Raw genomic sequence first — 17,213 nt, 5'->3', positions numbered from 1 at the left:
CCCTGCGAGCGGAGGATGAGGGGCCACGCCCCGATCGCCCATGAATGTCAAGCGTCTCTTCCGCGGCCCCTTCATCTGGGTCGCCCTGGCCGTCGCCATCCTGCTCACCGCGTTCGGCATGCTCCAGGTGCCCGCGTCGCAGCAGATCGACACGTCCGCCGGTCTGCAGCTGCTCGAGGACGGCAAGGTCGACCAGGCCCTGGTGACCGAGGGCACGCAGCGCGTGGACCTCACGCTCACCGAGGCCTACGACCCGGACCCCGACGAGGACGGTGACCTGGGCAAGCAGGTCTACTTCTTCTACGTCACCCCGCAGGGCGAGCAGGTCGTCGACGCGATCACCGCGGCCGACCCGCCCAACGGCTTCACCTCGAAGGTCCCGCAGCCGTCGTGGTGGGGCAGCCTGCTGACCCTCGTCCTGCCGTTCATCATCATCCTGGGCCTGTTCTGGTTCCTGATGTCGAACATGCAGGGCGGCGGCTCGAAGGTCATGAGCTTCGGCAAGTCGAAGGCCAAGCTGGTGAGCAAGGAGTCGCCGAAGGTCACGTTCGCGGACGTGGCGGGCGTCGACGAGGCGGTCGAGGAGCTGCAGGAGATCAAGGAGTTCCTCGCCGAGCCGGCCAAGTTCCAGGCCGTCGGTGCCAAGATCCCCAAGGGCGTGCTGCTGTACGGCCCGCCCGGGACCGGAAAGACCCTGCTGGCCCGTGCGGTCGCCGGTGAGGCGGGCGTGCCGTTCTACTCGATCTCCGGCTCGGACTTCGTCGAGATGTTCGTCGGCGTCGGCGCGAGCCGCGTGCGCGACCTGTTCCAGCAGGCCAAGGAGAACAGCCCCGCGATCATCTTCGTCGACGAGATCGACGCGGTCGGGCGTCACCGCGGCGCCGGCCTGGGCGGCGGGCACGACGAGCGCGAGCAGACGCTCAACCAGATGCTCGTCGAGATGGACGGGTTCGACGTCAAGACGAACGTCATCCTCATCGCGGCGACCAACCGCCCCGACATCCTCGACCCCGCGCTGCTGCGCCCCGGCCGGTTCGACCGGCAGGTCGCCGTCGAGCCGCCCGACCTCAAGGGCCGCGAGCACATCCTGCAGGTGCACGCGCAGGGCAAGCCGATGGCGCCGGGCGTCGACCTCGCGGTCGTCGCGCGCCGCACCCCGGGCTTCAGCGGCGCCGACCTGGCCAACGTGCTCAACGAGGCCGCGCTGCTCACGGCCCGCCGTGGCGCGCAGGTCATCGACGACGCCGCGCTGGACGAGGCGATCGACCGCGTCATCGCCGGCCCGCAGAAGCGCACGCGCGTGATGAACGTCAAGGAGCTGAAGATCACGGCGTACCACGAGGGCGGTCACGCCCTGGTGGCCGCCGCCATGCGGTACACCGACCCGGTGACCAAGGTGACGATCCTGCCGCGCGGGCGCGCCCTGGGCTACACGATGGTCATGCCGATGGAGGACAAGTACTCCACGACGCGCAACGAGCTGCTCGACCAGCTCGCGTACGCCATGGGCGGGCGCGTCGCCGAGGAGCTCGTGTTCCACGACCCCACGACCGGGGCGAGCAACGACATCGAGAAGGCCACGTCCACGGCCCGCAAGATGGTCACGCAGTACGGCATGAGCGCGCGGATCGGCGCGATCAAGCTCGGCCAGGAGTCGAGCGAGATGTTCCTGGGCCGCGACGTCGGCCACCAGCGGGACTACTCGGAGGACGTGGCCGCGTCGATCGACCTCGAGGTCCGCGCGCTCATCGAGCGGGCGCACGACGAGGCGCGCGACGTCCTCGTGGAGTACCGCGACGTGCTCGACGCCCTGGTGCTGGAGCTCCTCGAGAAGGAGACCCTCAACCAGGACCAGCTGGCCGAGATCTTCGCCCCGGTCGTCAAGCGCCCGCCGCGCGACGTGTGGCTGTCCGCCGAGGAGCGCGCGGTGTCCGACCGCGGGCCCGTCATGACGCCGGCTGAGAAGGCCGCGCTCAACGGCCACGGCGTGGTGCCGCAGGACGAGGCCGCGGCGGCCCGTCCCGAGCACCCCGCGACCGCCGTCGTCGAGCTGCCCCCGGACGGCACGCCGGACGCGGACGGACCTCGGTGACGTGAGCGACGTGACGCCACCCGCCGTGACGGGCGGGGCCTCCGCCGGGTCGTACGACGAGGAGCGTGCGGCGCGTGCCGTCCGCGAGCTGCTGCTGGCCGTGGGGGAGGACCCCGACCGCGAGGGGCTGCGCGAGACGCCGGCACGGGTCGCCCGCGCCTACCGCGAGATCTTCGCCGGGCTGCGGCTCGACGCGCGCGACGTGCTCACCACGACGTTCGACCTCGGCCACGAGGAGATGGTCCTGGTGCGCGACATCGAGGTGTACTCCACCTGCGAGCACCACCTGGTGCCGTTCCACGGCGTCGCGCACGTGGGCTACATCCCCGGTGCCGACGGGCGCATCACGGGTCTGTCGAAGCTCGCGCGCCTGGTGGACGTCTACGCCCGGCGCCCGCAGGTCCAGGAGCGGCTGACGACGCAGATCGCCGACGCCCTGGTCGAGGTGCTCGACCCGACGGGCGTGCTGGTCGTGGTCGAGTGCGAGCACCTGTGCATGTCCATGCGGGGCGTGCGCAAGCCGGGGGCGCGCACCGTCACGTCGGCCGTGCGCGGGCAGATGCGTGACGTGGCGACCCGTGCCGAGGCCATGAGCCTGGTCACGGGCCGCTGACGGGACCGACGTGGACACGCGGCCGACGACGCAGCGGGGCGACGCCGACGGGCCCCGGCTCACGGCGCTGCCTCCCGCGCTGCGGGCGCCCGGCCGCACCCTGGTCATGGGGGTCGTCAACGTCACCCCCGACTCGTTCTCCGACGGCGGGCGCTGGTTCGACGCGGACGCCGCGGTCGAGCGCGGGGTGGTGCTGCTGTCGCAGGGTGCCGACCTGCTCGACGTCGGGGGCGAGTCGACGCGCCCCGGCGCGGCCCGGGTCCCGGTCGACGAGGAGCTCGCGCGTGTGCTCCCGGTGGTCGAGCGGCTGGTCGCGCACGGTGCCGCGGTGAGCGTGGACACCACCCGCGCCGTCGTGGCCGAGCGGGCCGTGGAGCGCGGTGCGGTGCTGGTCAACGACGTGTCGGGCGGCATGGCGGACCCCGCCATGGCGGACGTCGTCGCCCGCACCGGTGCGGCGTACGTCGCGATGCACTGGCGGGGCCACGCGGACGTGATGGACGCGCACGACGTCTACGACGACGTCGTGGGCGACGTGCGGCGCGAGCTCGCGCAGCGCGTGGCCGCGCTGCACGCGGCGGGGGTGCGCGACGAGCAGGTCGTGCTGGACCCGGGCCTCGGGTTCGCGAAGACGGGCGAGAGCAACTGGCCGCTGCTGGCCCACCTGCCGGACCTGGTGGCCGACGGCTACCCGGTGCTGGTGGGCGCCAGCCGCAAGCGGTTCCTCGGGCACCTCCTGGCCGGGCCCGACGGCACGCCCGCCGCGCCGGAGGCCCGCGACGACGCGACCGCGGCCGTCACGGCGCTGGCCGCCGCGGCGGGGGCCTGGGCGGTCCGGGTGCACGAGGTGGCGGCGTCCGCGGCAGCGGTGCGGGTGGCCGCACGCTGGCGGGACGCGCAGGGTGACACGACGGCACGGCACGCGACGACGGGTGCCGCACGGGAAGGAGCGCGGTGAACGTGCAGGACGACGTGCAGGACGAGGGCGGGCGCCGGCTGGACCAGATCCGGCTGACGGGCATCCGCGCCACGGGGTACCACGGGGTGTTCCCGCACGAGCGGCGCGACGGGCAGACGTTCGTCGCCGACGTCGTCGTGCACGTGGACACGCGTCGCGCCGCGGCCGGTGACGACCTGGCGCACACCGTGCACTACGGGGAGCTGGCCGAGCAGGTCGTGGCCGTGCTCACCGGGGAGCCGGTCGACCTGGTGGAGACCCTGGCCGAGCGGATCGCGGCGACCGTGCTCGCACGGCCGGGCGTGCACGCCGTCGACGTGGCCGTGCACAAGCCCGAGGCACCGATCACGGTGCCGTTCGACGACGTCGTGGTCTCGATCCGGCGCGACCGCAGCAAGCTCCCGGCCGCCGAGCCGTACCGCCCCGCGACCGGGCAGGTGCGCCGGTCCACCGACGCGTCGCGACCGCGCACGGCGTCGCTGCCGCTGGGGGCCGCCGCCCCGGACCCGCTGCCGGCCGCCGCCCCGCTGCCCGCCGCAGCCCCGCTGCCCGCCGCCGCCCCGCTGCCGCCGCTCGTCGCGCACGCGGCGCCGGCGGCACCGGTCACGCCCGCGTCCGGTGCGGCCACGGTCCCCGGGCCGCCGTCACCGCCTGCCGGGGCGCCCGCGGCGGGTCCGCCCGCGCCCGACACCTCGCGTCCCGCGCACGACGGCGGTCCCGACGGCGGTGCGGTCCGCGTCGGGCCGGCGCCGACCGGTGCGGTCCCGACCGGGGTGCTGCCCGCGGTGGGTGCCGCCGTCGCCGCCTCGCCGTCGCACGGTGCGGAGCGTGCCGGCGGGGCGCCCGTCGACCCGGCCTACGCCGCGCGGGTGGACGCGTACGCGGCCGCGCCCGCCGCACCCCGGCCCGAGTGGCCGGTCCACGACCGCCACGAGGGCGGCCCCGGCCCGGATCTCGGTGCGACGCAGCTCATGGACCCGGTCACGGACGTCGTCGAGGGCGAGATCGTGCAGGACGCGCTCGACGAGCCGCCGGGTCACCCCGTGCGGACGGTGCTCGCGCTGGGGGCGAACCTCGGCCCCGCGCAGGACACCCTGCGGCGGGCGGTCGCCGACCTCGCGGCGACGCCGGGCGTCGAGGTCGTCGCCGTGTCCCCGCTGGCCCGGACCGCCGCGATCGGCCCCGAGCAGCCGGACTACCTCAACGCCGTCGTGCTGGCCCGCACCACGCTGGCCGCGCGCGAGCTGCTGCGCGCCGTGCACGCGGTGGAGAACGCGCACGGACGCGAGCGCGCCGAGCGCTGGGGCCCGCGCACCCTGGACGTCGACATCATCGTGTACGGCGACACCCTGGCCGTGACCGACGACCTCGAGCTGCCGCACCCCCGCGCGCACGAGCGCGCGTTCGTCCTCGAGCCGTGGGCGCAGGTCGACCCGGAGGCGGTGCTGCCCGGGCTCGGCGGCGGGCCCGTGGCACAGCTCGCCGCGACCGCACCCGACCGCGACGGCGTGCGCTGGATGGCCCTCGACTGGCTGACGGCGCCTGTGCCGGCGGCCATCCCCGAGCCGGACGCCGCCGGTCCGGAGGGGACGCACCGACCGTGACCGCGACCCGGGTGCGCACGCTCGTCCTGCTGGCGGCCGGGGTCACGGCCGTCACGTGGTGGGCCATGCGGATGACGGTCGGCCGCGGTGCGGCCACCCCGCCTGACGTCCCGTGGCTCGTGGTCGCCGTGGAGCTGGTGATCGCCGGTGTCGTGCTGTCGATGGGCTGGGCGGTGCGGCAGTACCAGCGGGGCAGGCGACCGCTGCTGGACCCCGTGCGTGCGGCCCGCACCGCGGTGCTCGCCAAGGCGTCGTGCTACACCGGGGCGCTGCTGACCGGCTGGTACGGCGGGCAGGCTCTGTCCCTGCTCACCGACGCCGACGTGCCCGGCAACTCGGCGCGGGCCGGGTCCGCCGGTGTCGCCGTGGTCGGGGCGGTCGTGCTCGCCGTCGTGGGGCTCGTCGTCGAGCACTGGTGCCGGATCCCGCCGCCGGACGCCGAGGAGCCGGCCGTGCGCCGCCGCACCGAGCCCGACCCCTCGGCGGGCTGACCCGCCCGCACCCGGGCACCCGGTGCCGTGCGGGAGGATGGACCCCATGACCACCACCCCGGAACCGGCTGCCGCGGCGGGCGACACCGACCCGTTCGACCTGCACGACGTCGAGTGGACGGCGGTGTCGACGCGCCTGGCGACCGCGCGCCTCGTGGTCCTCGGGATCTGGGCCGTCGTGCTGCTCGTCCCGACGGTGCTGCTCGCGGCGCTGGTCGGCGTGCCGTGGCTGTGGGCGGTGCCCGCGCTCGTGGTCGTCCTGCTGGTGTGGGGCGCGCTGCTCGTGCCGCGTCAGGTCCGCGCGGTGGGGTACGCCGAACGCGCCGACGACCTGCTGATCCGCCGGGGCATCCTGCTGCGCTCGCTCGTCGTGGTGCCGTACGGGCGCATGCAGTACGTCGACGTGACGTCCGGTCCACTCGCCCGCCGGTTCGGCATCGCGACCGTGCAGCTGCACACCGCCGCCCCCGGCACCGACGCGACCATCCCGGGTCTGCCGCCGGCCGAGGCCGCGCGGCTGCGCGACCGGCTCGCGTCCCGCGGTGAGGCCCGGCTGGCGGGGCTGTGAGCACCGCGCTGCACCCCGTGCCCGAGTCCGCGGGGGAGGAGGGGTACGACTGGCGACGCCTGCACCCCGTGACACCGGCGCTGCGCGGGTGGAAGGCGCTGGTGGCGTTCGTCGCGATCGTCGGCTACCAGATGGCCGACGTGCTGCGCGACGTGGTCGGGGCGCTCGGCCCGGGCCGCGCGTGGCTCGTCGTGCTCGGTGCCGTCGTGCTCGTCGGGCTCGTCGGTTTCGTGTACTCCGCGCTGGCGTGGCGGGTCATGCGCTACGCCGTCACCGACACGGCCGTGCACCTGCGCACGGGACTGCTGTTCCGCCAGCAGCGCCAGGCGCGCCTGGACCGGTTGCAGGCCGTCGACATGGTGCAGCCGCTGCTCGCGCGGCTGCTGGGACTCGCCCAGCTCAACCTCGAGGTCGCCGGCGGCACGGGCTCCGCCGTGCAGCTGGCCTTCCTGCGGGAGGCCGAGGCGGAGTCGCTGCGCGCCCAGATCCTCGCGCTCGCCGCCGGCGTCGGGCCGACGCGGGTGGTGCCCGGGCCCGCGGGCGACCCGGACGCCGGTACCGCGGTCGACGGGGCGGCGGGCGCGGTGCCCGACGTCGCGGGCGCGGCAGCCGGGAGCCCGGGTGTGCGCGTGTACGAGGCCGCGCCCGAGCGGCAGGTGTACGAGCTGCCCATGCCCCGGCTCATCCGGTCGATCCTGCGCTCGGGGCCGCCGTGGGCCCTGCTGGTCGTGTTCGTGGCGTCGGTCGCCGCCAGCGTCACGGTGGGGGACGTGGGCATGCTGTTCGTCGTCCTGCCCGGCGTCATCGGCGTGGGCGGCTACGTGTGGGGGCGGCTCAACGCCGCCGCGACGTTCCGCGCGGCCGTGTCCCCCGACGGGATCCGGCTGCGGCACGGGCTGACCGAGACCCGTACCCAGACCGTGCCGCCGGGACGCGTGCAGGCCGTGCGCCTCAGCCAGGGGCCGTTCTGGCGCGGCGCCGACTGGTGGAAGGTCGAGATCAACGTCGCGGGCTACGGCGCCGAGTCGATGACCGAGTCCGTGCTGCACCCCGTCGCCACGCGGGCGGAGGCCGCGGTCGCGCTGTGGCTGGTGCTGCCGGACCTGGGCGTCGACGACCCGCTGGCGACGCTCGACGCCGCCCTGACGGGCCGCGACGACGACGGCGGGTTCACGCCCGCCCCGTACCGCGCGCGCTGGGTCGACCCGCTGAGCCGGCGCCGGCACGGGGTCCTGGTGACACGCACCGCCCTGGTCATGCGGTCGGGCCGGTGGTGGCGCTCGGTGGTTGTCGTGCCGCACGAGCGCACGCAGAGCATCGCGCTCACCCAGGGCCCGGTGCAGCGGCGCCTGCGGCTCGCCACGTTCGTCACCCACTCGACTCCCGGACCCGTCACGCCGCAGGTCGAGCACCTGGACGAGCACGTCGCCGCGGAGCTGCTGCAGGAGCAGGCGCGCCGCGCCCGCGAGGCCCGGGCCGTCGCCGGACCCGAGCTGTGGATGCGGACGGCCGCGGCGGACCTGGGGACGGGCGGCGACGTCGCCGGCGCGCAGCCTCCGCAGCCGCCGGTGGTCGACGCGGCACCCGCGCCGACGGCCCCGACCCCGACGCCCACGGGACCGACGGCACCGCCCCCGGCCCCGACGGCAGCCACCGCGACGGCACCCGACCCGACGGTCGTGGCGTCCGTCCGCCCCACGCCGGCCGAGCCCGTCGCCGACGACGGGGGCCGACCGTGACCGCCGACCCGGCGTCGCGTCCGGGCCGCCTGGGTGTGGGCGTCGTGGGCGCCGGGCGCGTGGGCGCCGTCCTGGGCAGTGCGCTGCGCGGTGCGGGCCACCCGGTGGTCGGGGTCTCCGCGGTGTCCGAGGCGTCGCGCGAGCGTGCCGCGATGCTGCTGCCGGGCGTGCCGGTGCTGGAGGTGCCCGAGGTGGTGCGCCGCGCCGAGCTGGTGCTGCTGGCCGTGCCCGACGACGCGCTCGCGCCGCTGGTCCAGGGCCTGGCGGACACGGGCGCGTGGCAGGTGGGGCAGATCGCCGTGCACACGTCGGGGCGCTTCGGCACGGCCGTGCTCGCGCCCGCCCGCGCCGCCGGCGTGATCCCGCTGGCACTGCACCCCGCGATGACCTTCACGGGGACGTCCCTCGACCTGGCCCGGCTGGCGGGCTGCGCGTTCGCGGTGACCGCGCCCGGGCCCGTGCTGCCGATCGGCCAGGCGCTCGTCGTCGAGATCGGTGGGGAGCCGGTGGTCGTCGACGAGGACCGGCGCCCGCTCTACCACGCAGGGCTCGCGCACGGTGCGAACCACCTGGTGGTGCTGGTGGCCCAGGCGGCCCAGGTGCTGCGGGCGGCGGGCGTGGCGGATCCCGGTCGCGTGCTGCGTCCCCTGCTGGAGGCGGCGCTCGACGGGGCGCTGCGGGCGGAGGACGCCGCCGGGGACACCGGTCCGGGTGCGGTGAGCGCGCTCACCGGCCCGGTGCGGCGCGGGGACGCCGGCACGGTGGCCGACCACGTCGCGGTGCTCGCCGAGCTCGGCACCACCAGCGGTGCGGTCGACGTGCTGACGGGTTACGGTGCGCTGTCGCGGGCCGCGGCGGCGCGGGCGCTCAGCGCCGGGCTGGTCGGCCCCGACGCAGCGCAGCGCGTGCTCGACGCGCTCGCGGGCATCATCCCGGCGCCCCCGGCGTTGCAGGAGGACGACCACGGAGCACCGCCGCCGGGACACCCCCGCGCGCCAGGACCGGACGACGACGGCGGCACCCCGCCGCAGGAGGACGCATGAGCACCACCCACCCCGCGCTGGTGCGCGACCGCGACGGCCTCGCCGCGGCGCTGGCCGCGCAGGACGCCGCCACGCTGCCGCGGCCCGAGTCGGACACCGGCCGGCGCCGCTACCGGCGCGCCGTGGTCATGACCATGGGGGCGCTGCACGAGGGGCACCTGGCGCTCGTCGAGCACGCCCGCTCACTGGCGGAGGTCGTCGTGGTGACGATCTTCGTCAACCCGCTGCAGTTCGGCCCCACGGAGGACCTGGCCCGGTACCCGCGCGACCTGGAGCGGGACCTGCGGCTGCTGTCGGGCCCCGGTCTGCTGCGCCCGCAGGACGTGGTGTTCGCCCCGACGGTCGACGTCGTCTACCCGGACGGGGACCCGACGGTCCGCGTGACCGCGGGTCGTGTCGGCGACGTCCTCGAGGGCGCCTCGCGCCCCGGCCACCTCGACGGTGTGCTCACGGTGGTGCTCAAGCTGATGCACCTGACGCAGCCGGACGTGGCCGTGTTCGGCCAGAAGGACGCGCAGCAGGTGGTCGCGGTGCGACGGATGGTCGAGGACCTCGACGTGCCGGTCGTCGTCGCCGTGCACCCGACGGTGCGCGAGCCCGACGGTCTGGCCCGCTCGAGCCGCAACGCGTACCTGACGGCCGACGAGCGCGAGCGTGCCCTGGGCCTGTCGGCGGCGCTGTCCGCCGGGCGTCGCGCCGCGGACGGCGGGCAGGGCGCGGACGAGGTCGTCGCGGCTGCTCGTGCCGTGCTCGACGAGCGGTTGTCCGACGACGACGCGGTGGACTACGTGGCGCTCGTCGACGCTGGGACCTTCGCGCCGGCCGACGCCCGCACCGACGAGGCGCTGCTGCTGCTGGCCGCGCGGGTGGGGAGCACGCGGCTGATCGACAACGCCCCGCTGACGCTGCGCACCGGCCTGGCCGGCGCGGGCCGGGGCTCCGACGCGACGGGCCGCACGACCGGGGGTGCCGCGTGACCACGCTGCAGCGCACGATGATGACCGGCAAGGTGCACCGCGCCACGGTCACGGCCGCCGACCTGCACTACGTCGGCTCCATCACGATCGACGCGGACCTGCTCGCGGCGGCGGACGTCCTGCCCGGTCAGCAGGTCGACGTCGTCGACGTGACCAACGGCGCGCGCCTGACCACCTACGCGATCGCGGGCGAGCCCGGCGGTGGGCAGGTGTGCGTCAACGGCGCCGCCGCCCACCTGGTCCACCCGGGTGACGTCGTCATCGTCATCGCCTACGGCACGATGTCCGACGCGGAGGCGCGCACGTACACCCCGCACGTCGTGCTCGTCGACGCGGACAACCGCATCGTCGACACGGGCGACGACCCGGGCCAGGTGCCGGAGGAGTGGACGGCGCGGACGGGCCTCGTCGCGTCGGGCCTGCCGCTGGCGCGCGGCCGGGAGGCGGTCGACGGCGCGGTGGGCTGACCCTGCCGCGCTAGTGTCCGCTGCGTGCCCGTGCTGCCCGACCTGCCGTCCGTCCGCCTCGCCACGCGTCTCGCGGCGCCGGACCCGGGCTGGACCGTCCAGGCGGACGCGGTCGTGGTGGGCTCCGGGATCGCGGGCCTGACGGCGGCGCTCGAGCTGCGCTCGCGGGTGGGCCGGGTGCTGCTGGTCACCAAGGGGCTGCTGTCGTCCGGGTCGACGGTGTGGGCGCAGGGCGGGGTCGCCGCGGCGCTCCACCCGGAGGACTCCCCGGCGGCGCACCTGCAGGACACGCTCGTCGCGGGCGTCGGGCTGTGCGACCCGCGCGCGGTCGAGACGCTGGTCACCGAGGGGCCCCGCCGGGTGCGCGAGCTGGTGGCCAGGGGCGCGGTGTTCGACACCACGCCGGACGGTGCGATCAGCCTGACGCGCGAGGGCGGGCACCTGACGGACCGCATCGCGCACGCGGGCGGCGACGCGACGGGTGCCGAGATCTCCCGTGCCCTGGTGGCGCAGATCGAGGCCGTGCGCGACGACCCGGGCATCGAGGTCATCGAGCACGCCCTGGTGCTGGACGTGCTGACCGGTGCGCCGGGCCCCGACGGCGCGCCCGGCGCGGTCGCCGGGGTGACGCTGCACGTCATCGGCGAGGGCTCGCGCGACGGGGTCGGTGCGGCGCTCGCGCCCGCGGTGGTGCTCGCCACCGGCGGGATCGGGCAGGTGTACCGCTCGTCGACCAACCCGGCGCAGGCGACGGGCGACGGCATCGCCGCGGCCCTGCGCGCCGGCGCCGTGCTGGGGGACCTCGAGTTCGTGCAGTTCCACCCGACGGTGCTGTGGCTGGGCGCGGGTGTGAAGGGCCAGCTGACCCTGGTCAGCGAGGCCGTGCGGGGCGAGGGGGCCCTGCTGCTGGACACCGACGGCGTGCGGTTCATGCCCGACGTGCACCCGCTGGCCGAGCTCGCGCCGCGGGACGTCGTCGCGCACGCCATCGTGCGGCGGCTGGCGGCGACGGGCTCGGACCACGTGTGGCTCGACGCGCGGCACCTGGGGGCGGACTTCCTGCGTCGGCGGTTCCCGACGATCCACGAGCGCCTGGCGGAGCACGGCATCGACCCGGCCACCGACCTGGTGCCGGTGGCGCCGGCGCAGCACTACCACTCGGGCGGCGTGGTCACGGACCTCGACGGGCGGTCGTCGCTGACCGGCCTGTACGCGGTGGGGGAGGTGGCGTGCACGGGCGTGCACGGCGCCAACCGGCTGGCGTCGAACTCGCTGCTGGAGGGCCTGGTGTTCGCGCACCGCGCGGCGCGGGACGTCGCGGCGCGCATCGACGGCGGGTTCCTGCCGCGCGTCGAGCCGGTCCCGCGGCCGGGGGCCGAGGCGCTGGTCGCGGCGGCCTCTCGCGCGCGGGTGCAGCGCGCCGCGACCGACGGCCCGGGCGTGCTGCGCTCGGGCGAGGGGCTGCGGCGGGCGCTGGCCACGCTGGCGGCGATCCCGGCGGACGCGCACGAGCGTCGCCACGACGGCCGGCGCCTGGGCGAGCCCCAGCTCGCGGAGTGGGAGACGACGAACGTGCACCAGGTGGCGACCGTGCTGGCGCTCGCGGCGCTGGTCCGCGAGGAGTCCCGGGGCGGGCACGCGCGGGCGGACCATCCCTCGACGGTGGACGGCTGGCGGCAGCGGCTCTGGGTGAAGTCCGTACCGGACGGAAGCGTGCAGACCGGGCGTACCCCCGTCGGATAGTCCGATGACCACGCTCCCAGGCCGAAAGTTTCCATCGGTGGGGCCGCATCTGAACGGGTGACCAGGTCTGTTGGCCGGCGTGCCCCGCTCCCACACTGAGCGCCTGCGCCCCATGTTCTGGGCGTGCCGCGGTTGCGCAAGGGAGCGTCATGCGAAGCAGGCTGCGCCGAAAGGCGTTCGAAAGTATCGGTGTCACGGCGGCTGTCGCCGCTCTCGTCGTCGCGCCCATGATCGGCACGTCCCTGTCCTCGGCGAGTGCCGCCGCGCCACCCGTGGTGGTCGTCTCGGCGAACTTCGACGACGGCACGTTGGGTCAGCTGCAGCAGAGCGGCAACCCGACGTTCGGCTACGTCGCGGAGGGCGCGGGGCTCGCGCTGAGCGTCTCGGGCCGCGCGAACGGGTGGGACGCGGTGTCCAGCGCCGAGGGGGTGCTCGAGGCGGGCACGGAGTACACGTTCAGCGCCCGCGTCAGGCTTCCTGCGGGCTCGGCGCCGACGGCGGCGCACTTCACCGGCTTCAACGGCGGGGCGGACGCCGACGCGGTCTACACGTGGGTGGGCGACACCCCGGTCACGGCCGACGCCTGGACGACGGTCACCGGGACGTACACGCTGCCGGCCCGCTCGGTGCCGGCGAAGTCGAAGGTCACCCTGGAGGTCGGTGGCGCGGCTCCGTGGCCGGCCTTCCTCCTCGACGACGTCGTCGTCAGTCGTGCCGCGAGCGGTCCGGCGCCGGTCGACCCGCCCGCGCCGGTCACCGTCCTGAGCTCCGACTTCGAGTCCGGGATCGCGCCCTGGGCCGGCCGCGGCGGCACCGCCGCCGCGACCACGACGGCACGCACCGGCAACGGCGCCATGCTCGTCGCGGGCCGGACGCAGAACTGGCACGGCGCGCAGACGTCCATCAACACCCTGCTGGCCGAGGGCGGCACGTACACGTTCTCCGCCTGGGTCCGGCTCGTCGCGGGCACGGCGCCGACGACCGTCAAGATGACCGTGGCCGACAGCGCGAGCACCTACCCCACGGTGGCGCCGGCGGTCGAGGTCACCGACGCCGCCTGGGTCCTGCTCGAGGGCACGTGGCAGCGCCCGGCCGGGGTCACCGGTGACCTCTACCTCGAGGCCGCGGACGCGACCGCGAGCTTCCTCGTGGACGACATCACCATCGTGGGGCCGCCCGTCGCCGCCGCTCCCGGCGACGGCTGGGTGCCGGACCTCGAGGGCTTCGTCCTCGGCGGTGCGGTCGGCCCGACGACCACGCCCGTCGTCGCGGCGCGTCCCGCCGCCGGTGCGACGGCCACGGCCGCGCTGACCTTCGACGACGGCCCCAACGGTGCCGCGACCGGCGAGCTGCTGGACTTCCTCGCCGCGAACGACGTCGTCGCGACCTTCTGCGTCATCGGGCAGAACGTCCAGGCGCCGGGCGGCGCGGACCTGCTGCGGCGGATCGTGGCGGAGGGGCACACCCTGTGCAACCACGGCACGGGGTACGCGGACATGGGTGGGTGGAGCAAGGCGGACGTCGAGACCGACCTCAAGGCGAACCTCGCCATCATCCGCGGCGCGCTGGGCGACCCGGACGCGCCGGTGCCGTACTTCCGTGCCCCCAACGGGTCGTGGGGCCAGACGGCCGCGGTGGCGGTCGCGCTCGGCATGCAGCCGCTCGCGGTGACCAGCACCATCGCGGACTGGGAGACCCAGGACGTGGCCACCCTGACCGCGAACCTGCGGACGAGCATGCGGGACGGCCAGGTCGTCCTGGTGCACGACGGCGGTGGCGACCGGGCCGGCTCGGTCGCGGCCGCGAGGACCGTGATCGCCGAGCGGCTCGCCGCGGGGTGGGTGTTCACCCTGCCCACCGGTGGTGCGGACGGCTCGTGGGTCCCGTCGCGCAGCATCGACGCGGACTTCGAGGACAGCACGCTGCAGGGCTGGTCGGGCCGTGACAACGGCAGCGGCGCGCCCACGGTCGCGGTCGTCTCGCCGGGCCGTGACTCGCAGTACGCGGCACGGGTCTCGGACCGCGTGAGCCAGGGCCAGGGCCTGCAGCACACGGTCGCGGGCATCTTCGAGCCGGGCGCGACCTACGACGTCTCCGCGTGGATCAAGTTCGAGGGCACCCCGGGCGACGTCAGCCTGAGCGCCCACGTCGAGACTGCCGGGTCGTCGTCGTACCCGAACCTGGTCGCGTTCCCGGGCATGTCGACCGACTGGGTCGAGGTCACCGGCACGTTCACGATGCCGAGCTACACGACGGCGGCCGAGGTGTACTTCGAGACCGCGTGGGCCGGTGGTGCCGCGGGCAACACCTCCACGTTCCTGCTCGACGACCTCCGGTTCACCCAGCGTCCCGACCCGGTCGTCCAGGACCTGCCGTCGCTGCAGGGCGCGATCGACGTGCCGTTCGGCGTGGCCGGCGACTCGCGGGAGACCTTCCGGTCCGCCGCGCAGCTGCTGACCCGGCACTTCTCGCAGGTCACGGCCGAGAACTCGATGAAGCCGGAGGCGTGGTACGTGGGGCGGGAGTTCGTCCCCAGCGCCGACGCCGACGCCCTCATGGACTTCGCCGCGGCGCAGGACCTGCGGGTCTACGGGCACGTGCTGGTCTGGCACGCGCAGACGCCGGCCTGGTTCTTCCAGGACGACGCCGGCAAACCGCTGCCCGTGAACGCGGCGAGCGCGGAGATCGTGCGCGAGAACATGCGCACGCACATCGACGCGATCGCGAAGCACATGGCGACGAGGTACGGGAAGTTCGGCTCGTCGACCAACCCGCTCGTCGCGTGGGACGTCGCCAACGAGGTCGTCTCCGACGACGCCGCGGCGTCGTCGGGCGGGCTGCGGACGTCGAGCTGGTACACGTACCTGGGCGAGGGCTTCCTCGACGACGCGTTCCGGTTCGCCGACGAGGCCTTCAACGGCACCTACGCCGCACCCGGCACGTCACGCCCCGTCACGCTGTTCATCAACGACTACAACAGCGAGCTGCCGGGCAAGCAGGACCGCTACCACGACCTGGTCGAGCGCCTGGTCGACCGGGGTGTCCCGATCGACGGCGTGGGTCACCAGTTCCACGTCTCGCTGTCCCTGCCGGTGACGGCCCTCGGCGACACGCTCGAGCGGTTCTCCGACCTGGGGCTGCAGCAGGCGGTCACGGAGCTCGACGTCACGACCGGGACCCCGCTGACCGAGGCCCTGCTCGTCGAGCAGGGCTACTACTACCGCGACGCGTTCCGCGCGTTCCGGCGGTACGCGGACCAGCTGTTCTCGGTCACGGTGTGGGGCCTGTACGACACGCGCTCGTGGCGCTACAGCAGCGGTGCGCCGCTGGTGTTCGACGAGGGCATGCAGGCCAAGCCCGCGTACCACGGGATCATGGACGGCCGTCTGCCGGCCCGGATCCGCAGCGGCACCGTGTTCGCCGGTGACGTGGCCCTGGACGCCGGCGCGACGTCGCACGTCATGTGGTCGCAGCTGCCCCTGCACGACGTCGACGGCGCGGCCCGCTTCCAGGCCCGCTGGGCGCCCGACCACCTGACCGTGCACGTGCGGGTCCAGGACCGGTTCGACGCGCTCGAGCTGCAGGTCGGCGGGACGACCTACGGGTTCTCCCGCACGGGCACCGGCGACGTGCCGGGTGTCGTGACCGCGACGGCCGACGGCTGGACCGCCGTGGTCCGGGTCCCGGTCGCGGGGACCGAGGGCGGCACGGTCGACTTCGACCTGCGGGTCGTCGACGGGTCCGACGTCGTCGGGTGGAACACCCCGGGCGTGCTGGGCGTGCTGTCGCTGGTCGAGCCGCTGTCGACGGTCGAGGTCGTGGAGGCTGCTGCGGCGCCGGTGGTCGACGGTGACGTGGACGACGTCTGGGCCTCGGCGACGAGCGTCTCGACGGGCACGCAGGTCGAGGGCACGCCGGGGGCCACGGCCACCGTCCGGACCCTGTGGCGGGGCTCGACGCTCTACGTCCTGGCCGACGTGGTCGACGCGACGCCCGACACGTCGTCGAGCAACCCGTACGAGCGGGACTCGGTCGAGATCTTCCTCGACGCGGGCAACGTCAAGAACGCCTCGTACCGGTACGACGACATGCAGGTGCGCATCGACGCGGACGGCGACGTCACGTTCGGCACCGGCGACGAGCCCTTCCAGGCGGCGCGCGTGGTGTCCGAGGTCGCGGAGACGGCGACGGGGTACCGCGTCGAGGCGGCCGTGGGCCTGCTCGACCAGTACAGCGGTCCCGGGACGTTCCACGGCCTGGACCTCCAGGTCAACGACGGGTCGGGCGGTCGACGCACCTCGGTGCGCACGTGGGCCGACCCGACGGGCCGGGCGCACCTGACGCCGCAGCGGTGGGGCGTCGCGCAGCTGGTGGGCGCGGCCACGCCGCCGGTCCAGGACGGTCCGGCGCTGGAGCTGTCCCTGCCGGCGGTCACGGCGGGCGGCACGGTGACGGTGGACCTGGCCGGGTTCCCCGCCGGTGACACGGTGACGGTCGCGCTCGACGCGGGCACCACGGTGCTCGGCTCGGTCGTGGTCGGCCGGGACGGCAGCGCGTCCCTCACGGTCACGGTCCCGCGGACGACGGCGGCGGGGACCTACCGTCTCGTGGCGAGCGTGGGGTCGGTCGTGCTGGCGGAGGGGGTCCTGACGGTCCTCGCGGCACCGACCGACGGTGCGGTGCCCGTGACCCCCGGGGCTGCGGTGCCCGGGACCCCGGCGACACGCCCCGCGGGCGGCACCCTGGCGACCACCGGGACCGGGCTGGGCCTCGGCCTGATGGGTCTGCTCGCCGTGGCGACCGGTTCGGTGCTGCTCGTGGTGCGGCGCCGCGACCGGCTCGGGCGGGAGGTCGCGCGCCCCACGCGCGGCTGACGGACCCGGCTGGGCGGAGCCCCGCCACCCGACCCTCGAGGGCC

12 protein-coding genes are annotated in these 17,213 nt (G+C 75.5%); all 12 read left to right on the top strand.

All coding sequences use genetic code 11. From position 1 onward, the window contains the following. Window positions 1-40 precede the first annotated feature (40 nt). The 12 genes from ftsH to J1G43_RS15340 all read left to right on the top strand — a co-directional run bounded on the left by ftsH (window position 41) and on the right by J1G43_RS15340 (window position 17,169). On the top strand, window positions 41-2,092 hold the full coding sequence (gene ftsH, locus J1G43_RS15395; protein ID WP_207370938.1) for an ATP-dependent zinc metalloprotease FtsH: 2,052 nt from the start codon (window positions 41-43) through the stop codon (window positions 2,090-2,092). 10 nt (window positions 2,093-2,102) lie between these two features. Then, entirely contained in the window at window positions 2,103-2,705 is a 603-nt protein-coding gene (gene folE / locus J1G43_RS15390) for a GTP cyclohydrolase I FolE (protein ID WP_207371179.1), read from the top strand. A gap of 106 nt (window positions 2,706-2,811) precedes the next feature. After that, entirely contained in the window at window positions 2,812-3,663 is an 852-nt protein-coding gene (folP, locus tag J1G43_RS15385; RefSeq protein ID WP_207340786.1) for a dihydropteroate synthase, read from the top strand. Beyond that, window positions 3,660-5,267, top strand: a complete 1,608-nt coding sequence (gene folK, locus J1G43_RS15380) for a 2-amino-4-hydroxy-6-hydroxymethyldihydropteridine diphosphokinase (protein ID WP_307859623.1) — start codon at window positions 3,660-3,662, stop codon at window positions 5,265-5,267. Before folP ends, folK begins: the two co-directional genes overlap by 4 nt. Beyond that, on the top strand, window positions 5,264-5,758 hold the full coding sequence (locus J1G43_RS15375) for a DUF3180 domain-containing protein (RefSeq protein WP_207340438.1): 495 nt from the start codon (window positions 5,264-5,266) through the stop codon (window positions 5,756-5,758). The genes folK and J1G43_RS15375 overlap by 4 nt, the downstream gene beginning before the upstream one ends. 46 nt (window positions 5,759-5,804) lie before the next feature. Next, the gene (locus J1G43_RS15370) at window positions 5,805-6,326 is read left to right on the top strand and encodes a PH domain-containing protein (RefSeq protein WP_207340439.1); all 522 of its coding nucleotides are present in this window, start codon (window positions 5,805-5,807) and stop codon (window positions 6,324-6,326) included. Beyond that, a complete protein-coding gene (locus J1G43_RS15365; RefSeq protein WP_207378776.1) occupies window positions 6,323-8,065 on the top strand; it encodes a PH domain-containing protein in 1,743 nt (580 codons plus the stop codon). The genes J1G43_RS15370 and J1G43_RS15365 overlap by 4 nt, the downstream gene beginning before the upstream one ends. After that, window positions 8,062-9,108 carry a Rossmann-like and DUF2520 domain-containing protein gene (locus tag J1G43_RS15360; RefSeq protein ID WP_207340441.1) on the top strand — a complete coding sequence of 349 codons (1,047 nt, stop codon included), beginning with the start codon at window positions 8,062-8,064 and terminating at the stop codon, window positions 9,106-9,108. The genes J1G43_RS15365 and J1G43_RS15360 overlap by 4 nt, the downstream gene beginning before the upstream one ends. Further along, window positions 9,105-10,085 carry a pantoate--beta-alanine ligase gene (gene panC / locus J1G43_RS15355; RefSeq protein WP_207340442.1) on the top strand — a complete coding sequence of 327 codons (981 nt, stop codon included), beginning with the start codon at window positions 9,105-9,107 and terminating at the stop codon, window positions 10,083-10,085. The genes J1G43_RS15360 and panC overlap by 4 nt, the downstream gene beginning before the upstream one ends. After that, window positions 10,082-10,552, top strand: coding sequence for an aspartate 1-decarboxylase (panD, locus tag J1G43_RS15350; protein ID WP_249670758.1), 471 nt, complete (start codon window positions 10,082-10,084; stop codon window positions 10,550-10,552). Before panC ends, panD begins: the two co-directional genes overlap by 4 nt. A 24-nt stretch (window positions 10,553-10,576) precedes the next feature. After that, window positions 10,577-12,295: an L-aspartate oxidase gene (locus J1G43_RS15345; protein WP_207340443.1), complete on the top strand. Its 1,719-nt coding sequence runs from the start codon at window positions 10,577-10,579 to the stop codon at window positions 12,293-12,295. 149 nt (window positions 12,296-12,444) lie between these two features. After that, window positions 12,445-17,169 (top strand): endo-1,4-beta-xylanase, encoded by a 4,725-nt coding sequence (locus J1G43_RS15340; RefSeq protein ID WP_207378775.1) that lies wholly within the window; start codon window positions 12,445-12,447, stop codon window positions 17,167-17,169. Window positions 17,170-17,213: the final 44 nt, after the last annotated feature.

The sequence above is a fragment of the Cellulomonas sp. zg-ZUI22 genome, from assembly GCF_017353535.1.
GTDB classification, from domain to species: domain Bacteria; phylum Actinomycetota; class Actinomycetes; order Actinomycetales; family Cellulomonadaceae; genus Cellulomonas; species Cellulomonas wangleii.
This window is presented reverse-complemented; position numbering and strand designations above follow the sequence as displayed.

Coding starts and splice junctions, on each gene's coding strand:
- folP (WP_207340786.1), top strand. CDS start 2,812: ATGGGGGTCGTCAACGTCACCCCCGACTCGTTCTCCGACGGCGGGCGC.
- ftsH (WP_207370938.1), top strand. CDS start 41: ATGAATGTCAAGCGTCTCTTCCGCGGCCCCTTCATCTGGGTCGCCCTG.
- J1G43_RS15340 (WP_207378775.1), top strand. CDS start 12,445: ATGCGAAGCAGGCTGCGCCGAAAGGCGTTCGAAAGTATCGGTGTCACG.
- panC (WP_207340442.1), top strand. CDS start 9,105: ATGAGCACCACCCACCCCGCGCTGGTGCGCGACCGCGACGGCCTCGCC.
- J1G43_RS15370 (WP_207340439.1), top strand. CDS start 5,805: ATGACCACCACCCCGGAACCGGCTGCCGCGGCGGGCGACACCGACCCG.